The sequence below is a fragment of the Streptomyces sp. LUP30 genome (assembly GCF_001746365.1).
Taxonomy (GTDB): Bacteria; Actinomycetota; Actinomycetes; order Streptomycetales; family Streptomycetaceae; genus Streptomyces.
On the sequence record NZ_MJAJ01000029.1, the window covers coordinates 42,302 to 54,439 of the forward strand.

The window sequence follows — 12,138 nt, forward strand, 5'->3', positions numbered from 1 at the left end:
CTGGCTCCGTACGGCCCGGCCCGCTTCCTGGAGCACGGACATGACCAGCACCGTCACCACCCCACCGCCGACAGCACGACCACAGGGCCCGACCGCCGAGGTGGAACTGATCGTCGGCGGGATGACCTGCGCCTCCTGCGCCGCCCGCGTGGAGAAGAAGCTCAACCGCATGGACGGCGTCACCGCGACGGTCAACTACGCCACGGAGAAGGCGAAGGTCAGCTATCCGGCGGGCATCGAGGTGGCAGATCTCATCGCGACCGTGGTGAAGACCGGGTACACCGCGGAGGAACCCGCGCCCGAGCCGGTCCGGCAGGGCAGGGCCGACGAGGAGGACGGCAAGGACGGGGCGGACGCGCCCGTGGACCCCGAGCTCGCGGGCCTGCGCCACCGGGTGCTCGTCTCCGCCCTGCTCGCCGCGCCCGTCGTCCTGCTCGCGATGGTCCCGTCCCTGCAGTTCGACAACTGGCAGTGGCTGTCGCTGACGCTCGCCGCACCCGTGGTCGTGTGGGGCGGCGGGCCGCTGCACCGGGCCGCCTGGACGAACCTGCGGCACGGCGCGGCCACCATGGACACCCTCGTCTCCGTCGGCACACTGGCCGCGCTCGGGTGGTCGCTGTGGGCGCTGTTCCTCGGCGACGCGGGCATGCCCGGCATGCGCCACCCGTTCGAACTCACCGTCTCTCGCACGGACGGCGCCTCGACGATCTATCTGGAGGTCGCCGCCGGCGTCACCGTCTTCATCCTGCTCGGCCGCTACCTGGAGGCCCGCTCCAAGCGGCGCGCGGGAGCGGCGCTGCGGGCGCTGATGGAGCTGGGCGCGAAGGACGTGGCCGTGCTGCGCGGGGGCAAGGAGGCCCGGATCCCCGTCGACCGGCTGGCGGTCGGCGACCTGTTCGTCGTACGGCCCGGAGAGAAGATCGCCACCGACGGGACGGTCGTCGAGGGCGTGTCCGCCGTGGACGCCTCGACGCTGACCGGCGAGTCCGTGCCGGTGGACGTCGGGCCCGGCGACGCCGTCACGGGCGCGACCGTGAACGCCGGCGGCCGGCTGGTCGTCGAGGCCGCCCGCATCGGCGCGGACACCCGGCTCGCCCGCATGGCGCGGCTGGTCGAGGAGGCGCAGACCGGCAAGGCCGAGGTCCAGCGGCTGGCCGACCGGATCTCCGGGATCTTCGTGCCGGTGGTGCTGCTGATCGCGGTCGCCGTCTTCGGCGGCTGGCTCCTCGCGACGGGCGACGCGGTGGCCGCGTTCACGGCGGCCGTCGCGGTCCTGATCATCGCCTGCCCGTGCGCGCTCGGCCTCGCCACGCCCACCGCGCTGATGGTGGGCACCGGGCGCGGCGCCCAGCTCGGCATCCTCATCAAGGGCCCGGAGGTCCTGGAGTCCACGCGCCGCGTCGACACGGTCGTCCTGGACAAGACCGGGACCGTCACCACCGGCCGGATGACCCTGCAGGACGTGTGGACCGCCGGCGGCGTGGACGAGCGCGAGCTGCTGCGGCTGGCGGGCGCTCTGGAGCACGCCTCCGAGCATCCGGTCGCCCGGGCGGTGGCGGCGGGCGCCGAGGAGCGGGTCGGCGAGCTGCCGGCGGCCGAGCGGTTCGAGAACGTGCCCGGGCGGGGGGTGCGCGGGCACGTGGAGGGCCGCGAGGTGGCCGTCGGACGCCTCTTCGAGACCGTCCCGCAGGAGCTGGCGCGCGCCGTGGACGCGGCCGAGCAGGCGGGCCGCACGGCCGTCGTCGTCGGCTGGGACGGAGTGCCGCGCGGCGTGCTCGCCGTCGCGGACGCGGTCAAGGAGACCAGCGCCGAGGCGGTGCGCGAGCTGCGCGCGCTGGGCCTGACGCCGGTGCTGCTGACCGGGGACAACCAGGTGGTCGCCGAGGCGGTGGCGCAGGCCGTGGGGATCGACCGGGTGATCGCCGGGGTGCTGCCGGAGGACAAGGTCGACGTCGTGCGGCGGTTGCAGGACGAGGGGCGGGTCGTCGCCATGGTCGGGGACGGGGTGAACGACGCGGCCGCGCTCGCCGCGGCCGACCTGGGACTGGCCATGGGCACGGGCACCGACGCGGCGATCGAGGCGAGCGACCTGACGCTGGTGCGCGGGGATCTGCGGGTGGCCGCGGACGCCATCCGCCTGTCGCGGCGGACCCTCGCCACGATCAAGGGCAACCTGGTGTGGGCCTTCGGCTACAACGTGGCCGCGCTGCCGCTGGCCGCGGCGGGACTGCTGAACCCGATGATCGCGGGGGCGGCGATGGCGTTCTCGTCGGTGTTCGTCGTGACGAACAGTCTGCGGCTCCGCACGTTCACGTGAGTCGCGCGGAGATACCGCCGAGTAGGGCCAGACCGTTGACCTAGACCCCTGGAGTCCTGCGCGAGCCTCACATAAGCTCTTCACAAGGCTCGCGCATCATCCTTACGCTTGGGCCTCGATCGCCGTATCCGGTCCCTTGCGCATCTAACGGACATATGCAAGAGACACAGATCACAGTGACGTGAACGTAACCATCGAAGGGGCTCGAAGGTCTAAGTTGACGATGTCGGGAAGCGTCTTGGGGGGCGTGACCTGACATCTGGGGATGTCTTGGGGGACGTCCTCGGAGATGCGTTGCCGGGGCAGTACACCGGGAAGCTTTGAGCGGCCCTCCCAGCGTGCGCTGTCCCGGCAGATCGCACACAGCGGTGGTGCGGCGAGTTCTGCTCGTTCTGCTCAACCGCGGGCACGACAACCGAAGATGGTCACACAACAGCGAATTCAGGCGCTGTCCTCCGAACGCCCGGCCGGATCCCGTGGGGGGAATCCGCACCGGGACATGGGAAGGCGCCCTGGTCGTCGGCCCGTGGGGGGACCGGCGCCGGGGCGCCTTCCGTATGCCCGCACACGGGGAGCCCGCGAGAGGGCCCACCGCGCCCGGCCCTCGCCGCACCCGAAAGCCTCTCTCACGCGCGCCCGAAAGCCTTCCTCGCGCGCCGCCGGGCAGCCTTGGCGACACGGCCGACCGTCCCGACCGCAGGGGCGCGGGGAACTGCGCGGCCGGCCCCCACCCACCCGCACCCGACGACGCACCTCGACGCACCGCACCCCCCGGCTCCCGGGGCCTTGCCCCGGACACACGACTGCCCGGGGCAAGGCCCCGGGCAGTCGGACATCAGGACATGCGGCACATCACGAGGGGCGCCTGGAAGCGACCCGGCCCCCCGCCGCCGGAGGCGTCAGCGCTGCTCGACCGGAACGAAGTCGCGCTCGACGACACCGGTGTAGATCTGGCGCGGGCGGCCGATGCGGGAGCCCGGCTCCTTGATCATCTCGTGCCACTGGGCGATCCAGCCCGGGAGGCGGCCCAGGGCGAACAGGACCGTGAACATCTCGGTCGGGAAGCCCATGGCCCGGTAGATCAGGCCGGTGTAGAAGTCGACGTTCGGGTAGAGGTTGCGCGAGACGAAGTAGTCGTCGGAGAGCGCGTGCTCCTCCAGCTTCAGCGCGATGTCCAGCAGCTCGTCGGACTTGCCGAGGGCCGAGAGGACGTCGTGCGCCGCAGCCTTGATGATCTTGGCGCGCGGGTCGAAGGACTTGTACACCCGGTGGCCGAAGCCCATCAGGCGGACGCCGTCCTCCTTGTTCTTCACCTTGCGGATGAAGGCGTCGACGTCGCCGCCGTTGGCCTGGATGCCCTCCAGCATCTCCAGGACGGACTGGTTGGCGCCGCCGTGCAGCGGGCCCCACAGGGCGTTGATGCCGGCCGAGATCGACGCGAACATGTTCGCCTGGGACGAGCCGACCAGACGGACCGTCGACGTCGAGCAGTTCTGCTCGTGGTCGGCGTGCAGGATGAGCAGCTTGTCGAGCGCGGAGACGACGACCGGGTCGAGGTCGTACTCCTGCGCCGGCACCGAGAACGTCATGCGCAGGAAGTTCTCGACGTAGCCGAGGTCGTTGCGCGGGTAGACGAACGGGTGGCCGATCGACTTCTTGTAGGCGTACGCCGCGATCGTCGGGAGCTTGGCGAGCAGCCGGATCGTGGAGAGGTTGCGCTGCTTCTCGTCGAACGGGTTGTGGCTGTCCTGGTAGAACGTGGACAGCGCGGAGACCACCGACGACAGCATGGCCATCGGGTGGGCGTCGCGCGGGAAGCCCTTGTAGAAGTTCTTGACGTCCTCGTGCAGCAGGGTGTGCTGCGTGATGTCGTTCTGGAAGACGGTGAGCTCGTCGACGGTCGGCAGCTCGCCGTTGATCAGGAGGTAGGCGACCTCGAGGAAGGTCGACCGCTCGGCCAGCTGCTCGATCGGGTAGCCGCGGTACCGGAGGATGCCCTGCTCGCCGTCGAGGTACGTGATGGCGGATTTATAGGCGGCGGTGTTGCCGTAGCCGCTGTCCAGGGTCACCAGACCGGTCTGGGCGCGGAGCTTCCCGATGTCGAAGCCCTTGTCGCCGACGGTGCTGTCGATCACCGGGTAGGTGTACTCGCCGTCGCCGTACCGCAGTACTACAGCATTGTTGGTGTGCTCGCTCACGTCATCCCTCACCGACGTTGTGCCTCTTCTTCGAGGTTGCCCTGACTGTCTCTACCATCCCCCATTTGGCGCAGGAGAGTGCACTCGGGGTCGACCATTGGGCTTATCGGCGGCACTCAGTGCCGCCAACCAGCTCATCCTGCCGCCTTGTTCACGGTTGGGGAAGTGCTCTGTGACCTTCGTGACTCATTTGATCGATCATTTTTTACACGTTCTCCGGAAGTCCCGTGACCGCCGGGCTCACCGGCCCGCGAGCCGGAAGTCCAGGGCCGTGCAGCGGCGGCCCGCCGACACCGTCCGCACCGCCTGGCCGATCGCCTTGCGGGAGCCGACGAGGACGACGAGCTTTTTCGCGCGGGTGACGGCCGTATACAGAAGATTCCGCTGCAGCATCATCCATGCTCCCGTGGTGACGGGGATCACCACGGCGGGATATTCACTCCCCTGTGAACGGTGGATCGTCACCGCGTACGCGTGGGCCAACTCGTCCAGTTCGTCGAACTCGTAGGGCACCTCCTCGTCCTCGTCGGTCAGCACCGTCAGGCGCTGGTCGACCGGGTCGAGCGAGGTGACGACGCCGACGGTGCCGTTGAAGACGCCGTTCTCCCCTTTGTCGTAATTGTTGCGGATCTGGGTGACCTTGTCGCCGACGCGGAACACCCGGCCGCCGAAGCGCTTCTCGGGGAGGTCGGGACGGCCGGGCGTGACGGCCTGCTGGAGCAGCCCGTTGAGGGCGCCTGCGCCGGCCGGGCCGCGGTGCATGGGCGCCAGGACCTGCACGTCCCGGCGCGGGTCGAGACCGAACCTGGCCGGAATGCGGCGCGCGGCCACGTCCACCGTGAGCCGGCCGGCCTCCTCCGTGTCGTCCTCGACGAAGAGGAAGAAGTCCTTCATGCCGTCGGTGAGCGGATGCTGACCGGCGTTGATCCGGTGCGCGTTGGTCACCACGCCGGACTGCTGGGCCTGGCGGAACACGCGCGTGAGGCGCACGGCCGGCACCGGGCCGCCGTCGGCGAGCAGGTCGCGCAGCACCTCGCCGGCGCCGACGCTGGGGAGCTGGTCGACGTCCCCGACGAAGAGCAGGTGTGCGCCCGGCGGGACGGCTTTGACGAGCTTGTTGGCGAGGAGCAGGTCCAGCATCGACGCCTCGTCGACCACGACCAGGTCGGCGTCCAGCGGGCGGTCGCGGTCGTACGCCGCGTCGCCACCGGGCTTGAGCTCCAGCAGGCGGTGCACGGTGGAGGCTTCCGCGCCGGTCAGCTCGGCCAGCCGCTTGGCGGCGCGGCCGGTGGGCGCGGCGAGCACGACCTTCGCCTTGCGCGCGCGGGCCAGCTCCACGATCGAGCGGACCGTGAAGGACTTGCCGCAGCCGGGGCCGCCGGTGAGGACGGCGACCTTCTCGGTCAGCGCGAGCCGGACGGCCGCCTCCTGCTCGGGCGCGAGGTCGGCCTTCGTACGGGTCCTCAGCCAGGCCAGCGCCTTGTCCCAGGCCACGTCACGGAAGGCCGGCATCCGGTCCTCGTCGGTGCGCAGCAGGCGCAACAGCTGGGCGGACAGGGAGAGTTCGGCGCGGTGGAAGGGGACCAGGTAGACGGCGGAGACCGGATCCCCGCCGTCGGCCGCCGGCACTCTCTCCCGGACGACCCCGGGGTCCTCGCCCTCCTCCGGCGGTTCGGCGAGCTCCGCGAGGCACTCGATGACCAGGCCGGTGTCGACCTGCAGGAGCTTGACCGCGTCGGCGATCAGCCGCTCCTCCGGGAGGTAGCAGTGGCCCTGGTCGGTGGCCTGGGACAGGGCGTACTGCAGGCCCGCCTTGACCCGCTCCGGGCTGTCGTGCGGGATGCCGACGGACTGGGCGATCCGGTCCGCGGTGAGGAAGCCGATGCCCCAGACGTCGGAGGCGAGCCGGTAGGGCTGGTTCTTCACGACGGAGATCGAGGCGTCGCCGTACTTCTTGTAGATGCGGACCGCGATGGACGTGGACACCTCGACGGTCTGCAGGAAGAGCATGACCTCCTTGATCGCCTTCTGTTCCTCCCAGGCGTCGGCGATCTTCTTCGTGCGCTTCGGACCGAGGCCGGGCACCTCGATGAGCCGTTTCGGCTCCTCCTCGATGATCTTCAGGGTGTCCATGCCGAAGTGCTGGGTGATGCGGTCGGCGAAGACCGGGCCGATGCCCTTGACCAGGCCGGACCCCAGGTAGCGGCGCATGCCCTGGACGGTGGCGGGCAGCACGGTCGTGTAGTTCTCGACGGTGAACTGCTTGCCGTACTGCGGGTGGGAGCCCCAACGGCCCTCCATGCGCAGGGACTCGCCGACCTGGGCGCCGAGCAGTGCGCCGACGACCGTGAGGAGGTCGCCGCCGCCTCTGCCCGTGTCGACCCGGGCGACCGTGTAGCCGTTGTCCTCGTTGGCGTACGTGATGCGTTCCAGCACGCCTTCCAGCGTGGCGAGCCGCCGCTCTTCCGCCCCCTGGGCGGCCCCCGTCTGTTGGGACATGATCCGACGGTACCGCCCGCCACCGACAGGGCCGCCCGGGTCGCCTCGGGTCAGTCCTGCTCGATCGTCACACAGGTGCCGACCACGTAGCCGGTGACACCGCTCCTGGTGACCTTCACCCAGCGCTTGCTGACGATGCCGCACTTCTCGTAAGCGGTGGCGCCGTAGTACATCGTGCAGGAGGCCGAGGCGCTCTGACCCTTGTTGAGCTGGGCGAGAGCGGTGCCGCCGGTGCTGGTCGTGGAACGGATGACCACGGTCTCGAGGGCCTTGGCCGTGCAGCTCGCCGCGGCGGCCGGGGTGGCGGCGACGAACGAGGCGCCGACCAGGGCGACCGCCCCCGCGGACGCGCCGAGTATCCGGCTTGCGCGCATGTCTGTTCTCCCCTGTTTGCTTGGCACGGGCATGCCACCCGTGACGGTCCAGGGCAGCCTAGGGCCCTGCGCGGCCGCCTTCATCACGATCCGGTTTCAGCCAGGCCGGGGGCTTGATTAACGCCCGTGTAATCGATTCCAATCCTTCCTACGCGTCGATGTAATCGATTCCACGACGTACACGACGTGCACGAACCGAGTCCACGAGGAGGTGGAGCGGCGATGGCGAGCATCAAGGACGTCGCTGCCGAGGCGGGCGTCTCCGTCGCCACGGTGTCACGCGTCCTGAACGACCATCCGTCGGTCAGCGACGACGCACGCACGCGCGTGCTGGCCGCCGTCGAGGCGCTGGGCTACCGCCCGAACGCCGTCGCCCGGTCGCTGCGCACCGACCAGACCCGCACCCTCGGCCTGGTCATCAGCGACGTGATGAACCCCTACTTCACCGAGCTGGCCCGATCCGTCGAGGAGGAGGCCCGCGCCCTCGGCTACAGCGTGATCATCGGCAACGCCGACGAACGGCCCGACCTGCAGGACCACCACGTCACGACCCTGCTCGACCGCCGGATCGACGGGCTGCTGGTCTCCCCCACCGACGGCGGCTCCCCGCGGATGCTGGACGCCGCGCGCGCGGGCACGCCGATGGTGTTCGTCGACCGGTGGATCCCCGGCCTGGACGTGCCCGTGGTCAGGTCGGACGGACGGGCAGCCGTGCGCGACCTCGTGGCCCATCTGCACGGTCTCGGCCACCGCCGGCTCGCCATCATCGCGGGGCCCGCCGCCACCACCACCGGCAGCGAGCGCGTGGAGGCCTTCCGCGCCGCCCTCGCCGAGTACGGACTCCCCCTCCCGGACGCCTACACGGGACAGGGCGACTTCCAGGCCGAGAGCGGACGGCGGGTCACCGAGGGCTTCCTCGACCTGCCCGAGCCGCCCGAGGTCGTGTTCGCCGCCGACAACCTGATGGCGCTGGGCGCGCTGGACGCCGTCCGCGCGCGTGGGCTGCGTGTTCCGGACGACCTGGCGCTCGCCGCGTTCGACGACATCCCGTGGTTCGTGCACACCGATCCGCCGATCACGGCGATCGCCCAGCCGACGGGCGAGCTGGGGCGGGCCGCCGTGCGCGCGCTCGTCGACCGCATCGAGGGACGGCCCCCGCAGTCGGTCACCTTCACCGCCCGCCTCGTCGTACGCCGCTCGTGCGGCGAGTCCCCCGTAACGAACAGGAGCCAGACGTGAGCAACGCGGACGAGTTGCTGCGCATCGAAGGCATACGCAAGACCTTCCCCGGCGTGGTCGCGCTCGACAGCGTCGACTTCGACCTGCGGCGGGGCGAGGTGCATGTGCTCCTCGGTGAGAACGGCGCGGGCAAGAGCACCCTCATCAAGATGCTCTCCGGCGCCTACCGGCCCGACGCCGGGCGGATCCTGGCCGGCGGCGAAGAGGTGCGCATCCATGGCGCGCAGGACTCCGAGCGTCTCGGGATCGCCACCATCTACCAGGAGTTCAACCTCGTCCCCGATCTGACGGTCGCCGAGAACATCTTCCTGGGACGGCAGCCCCGTCGTCTCGGGGTGATCGACCGCAAGCGGATGGATGCCGAGGCCGCCGTCCTGCTGGAGCGGGTCGGCGTGAACGTCCCGCCCCGTGCGCGGGTGCGTGAACTCGGCATCGCCCGGCTGCAGATGGTCGAGATCGCCAAGGCGCTCAGCCTGAACGCGCGCGTGCTCATCATGGACGAGCCGACCGCCGTGCTGACCTCCGAGGAGGTCGACAAGCTCTTCGCGATCGTGCGCAGGCTGCGCGAGGACGGCGTCGGCATCGTGTTCATCACGCATCACCTGGAGGAGATCGCCGCCCTCGGCGACCGCGTCACGGTCATCCGCGACGGCAGGAGCGTCGGACAGGTGCCGGCCTCCACCCCGCAGGACGAGCTCGTACGGCTCATGGTGGGCCGCTCCATCGAGCAGCAGTACCCCAGGGAGCGCGCCGAGACGGGCGCCGCCCTGCTGTCCGTCGAAGGGCTCACCCGCGACGGCGTCTTCCACGACGTCTCCTTCGAGGTGCGCGCCGGTGAGGTCGTCGGCGTCGCCGGGCTCGTCGGCGCCGGTCGTACCGAGGTCGTACGGGCCGTCTTCGGGGCCGACCCCTACGACCGGGGCACCGTGCGGGTCGCGGGGGCGCCGCTCCCCCGGCACGACGTCAACGCGGCGATGACGGCCGGGATCGGCCTGGTGCCCGAGGACCGCAAGGGCCAGGGACTCGTGCTGGACCAGTCGGTCGAGGAGAACCTCGGGCTCGTGACCATGCGGGCCGCGACCCGTGGCGGGCTGGTCGACCTGAAGGGCCAGCGCGAGGCGGCGGCGCGGATCGCCGCGCAGCTGGGCGTGCGGATGGCCGGCCTCGGCCAGCAGGTGCGCACCCTGTCCGGCGGCAACCAGCAGAAGGTCGTCATCGGCAAGTGGCTGCTGGCCGACACCAAGGTGCTGATCCTCGACGAGCCCACCCGCGGGATCGACGTCGGCGCCAAGGTCGAGATCTACCAGCTCGTCAACGAGCTGACGGCGGCCGGCGCCGCGGTCCTGATGATCTCCAGCGATCTGCCCGAGGTGCTCGGCATGAGCGACCGGGTGCTGGTGATGGCCCAGGGCCGGATCGCCGGCGAACTGCCTGCCGAGCAGGCCACCCAGGACGCGGTGATGGCGCTCGCCGTCAGCGCGCCCGCCACCCCCCGTACCACCCCTACGACCACGGAAGTGGAGGCCGGCCGTGGCCGCTGACACGCATCCCAGCACGACGGGCGCCGGTGGCGGCGCCGCGGCGGTCCGCCGCCTGCTCCTCGACAACGGCGCGCTCACCGCGCTGATCGTCCTCCTCATCGCCATGTCGGCGCTGTCGGGCGACTTCCTGACCACGGACAACCTGCTCAACGTGGGCGTCCAGGCGGCCGTGACCGCCATCCTCGCCTTCGGCGTCACGTTCGTGATCGTCTCGGCGGGCATCGACCTGTCGGTCGGCTCGGTGGCCGCGCTGTCGGCGACCGTGCTGGCCTGGAGCGCCACGCAGCACGGCGTCCCGGTGGTCATAGCGCTGCTCCTGGCCGTCGCCACCGGCATCGTCGCCGGTCTGGTGAACGGTTTCCTCATCGCCTACGGCAAACTGCCGCCGTTCATCGCGACGCTCGCGATGCTCTCGGTCGCCCGCGGTCTGTCCCTGGTGATCTCCGAGGGCTCGCCGATCGCCTTCCCCGACTCCGTCTCGCACCTCGGCGACACGCTCGGCGGCTGGCTGCCGGTTCCGGTGCTCGTCATGGTCGTGATGGGGCTGATCGCCGCGTTCGTGCTCGGCCGCACCTACATCGGACGTTCGATGTACGCCATCGGCGGCAACGAGGAGGCCGCCCGGCTCTCGGGGCTGCGGGTGAAGCGGCAGAAGCTCGCCATCTACGCCCTGTCCGGCGTCTTCGCGGCCGCCGCGGGCGTCGTGCTCGCCTCCCGGCTGTCGTCCGCGCAGCCGCAGGCCGCCGACGGCTACGAGCTGGACGCCATCGCCGCGGTCGTCATCGGCGGCGCCTCCCTCGCCGGCGGCACCGGCAAGGCCTCGGGCACCCTGATCGGCGCGCTGATCCTGGCGGTGCTGCGCAACGGGCTGAACCTGCTGTCCGTCTCCGCGTTCTGGCAGCAGGTCGTCATCGGCGTCGTCATCGCGCTGGCGGTGCTGCTGGACACCTTGCGCCGCAAGGCGGGCGCGACCCCCGCGGCGGCCGGGGCGGGCAGCGGCGGCAAGGGCCGGCAGGCGGCGACGTACGGTCTCGCGGCCGTCGTCACCGTGGCGGTCGTCGGCGCGACCTCCTTCCTGCACGGCGGGAACTCCCCGAGCGCGAACCCGAGGATCGGCCTGGCGCTGTCCACCCTGAACAACCCGTTCTTCGTGCAGATCCAGTCCGGCGCGAAGGCCGAGGCGAAGAAGCTGGGCGTTGACCTGACGGTCACCGACGCGCAGAACGACGCCTCGCAGCAGGCCAACCAGCTGCAGAACTTCACCAGTTCCGGCTACGACTCGATCATCGTCAACCCGGTGGACTCGGACGCGGCGAGCAACGCGGTGAAGGCCGCCGACAAGGCGAAGATCCCGGTCGTCGCCGTCGACCGGGGCGTCAACAAGGCCCCGGTGGACGCGCTGGTCGCCTCCGACAACGTGGCGGGCGGTGAACTGGCCGCGAAGACGGTCGCCGAGAAGCTGGGCGGCACCGGAAAGATCGTGATCCTCCAGGGCCAGGCCGGTACCTCCGCCGCCCGGGAGCGCGCGGCGGGCTTCGCCGAGGGCCTCAAGGCCTACCCCGGCATCCAGGTGCTCGCCCAGCAGCCGGCCGACTTCGACCGCACCAAGGGACTCGACGTGATGTCGAACCTGCTCCAGGCGCACCCGGACGTCCAGGGCGTCATCGCCGCCAACGACGAGATGGCGCTCGGCGCGATCAAGGCGCTGGGCTCCAAGGCCGGCAAGTCCGTCCAGGTCGTCGGCTTCGACGGCACGCCGGACGGCCTCAAGGCCGTCGAACAGGGCACGCTGTACGCGTCGGTGGCACAGCAGCCGTCCCAGCTGGGCAGGATCGCCGTGGACAACGCGCTGAAGGCCCTGCGGGGCAAGAAGGTGGAGGAGACGGTGAAGGTGCCGGTGAAGGTGGTCACCGAGGCGAACGTGGCCGGGTTCAGCGGCTGACATCGAACGGGAAGGCGGGCGGTCCTCG

General features: G+C 70.9%; 7 protein-coding genes. 4 read left to right on the plus strand and 3 right to left on the minus strand.

The genetic code is table 11. The annotated features are described in order from the left end of the window. The first annotated feature begins 40 nt into the window (after positions 1 to 40). Positions 41 to 2,317, plus strand: coding sequence for a cation-translocating P-type ATPase (locus BG482_RS23340; RefSeq protein ID WP_069771053.1), 2,277 nt, complete (start codon positions 41 to 43; stop codon positions 2,315 to 2,317). An 899-nt stretch (positions 2,318 to 3,216) separates the two neighbouring features. On the opposite strand, the gene BG482_RS23345 is transcribed toward BG482_RS23340, so the two are convergent. The 3 genes from BG482_RS23345 to BG482_RS23355 all read right to left on the minus strand — a co-directional run bounded on the left by BG482_RS23345 (position 3,217) and on the right by BG482_RS23355 (position 7,388). Next, positions 3,217 to 4,515, minus strand: a complete 1,299-nt coding sequence (locus BG482_RS23345) for a citrate synthase (RefSeq protein WP_069771054.1) — start codon at positions 4,513 to 4,515, stop codon at positions 3,217 to 3,219. Between the two features lie 240 nt (positions 4,516 to 4,755). Next, positions 4,756 to 7,014, minus strand: coding sequence for an ATP-dependent RecD-like DNA helicase (locus BG482_RS23350; protein ID WP_069771055.1), 2,259 nt, complete (start codon positions 7,012 to 7,014; stop codon positions 4,756 to 4,758). A 50-nt stretch (positions 7,015 to 7,064) separates the two neighbouring features. Beyond that, the gene (locus BG482_RS23355) at positions 7,065 to 7,388 is read right to left on the minus strand and encodes a hypothetical protein (protein ID WP_069771056.1); all 324 of its coding nucleotides are present in this window, start codon (positions 7,386 to 7,388) and stop codon (positions 7,065 to 7,067) included. A gap of 222 nt (positions 7,389 to 7,610) precedes the next feature. Between BG482_RS23355 and BG482_RS23360 the strand changes: the two genes are divergently transcribed. From BG482_RS23360 to BG482_RS23370, 3 genes are read left to right on the plus strand one after another with little or no spacing between them, the layout of a single operon-like run. Next, complete coding sequence (locus BG482_RS23360; RefSeq protein WP_069771057.1) at positions 7,611 to 8,627, plus strand: LacI family DNA-binding transcriptional regulator; 1,017 nt, start codon at positions 7,611 to 7,613, stop codon at positions 8,625 to 8,627. Then, positions 8,624 to 10,168, plus strand: a complete 1,545-nt coding sequence (locus BG482_RS23365) for a sugar ABC transporter ATP-binding protein (protein ID WP_069771058.1) — start codon at positions 8,624 to 8,626, stop codon at positions 10,166 to 10,168. Before BG482_RS23360 ends, BG482_RS23365 begins: the two co-directional genes overlap by 4 nt. Further along, entirely contained in the window at positions 10,158 to 12,110 is a 1,953-nt protein-coding gene (locus BG482_RS23370; protein WP_069771059.1) for a substrate-binding domain-containing protein, read from the plus strand. The genes BG482_RS23365 and BG482_RS23370 overlap by 11 nt, the downstream gene beginning before the upstream one ends. Positions 12,111 to 12,138 lie beyond the last annotated feature (28 nt).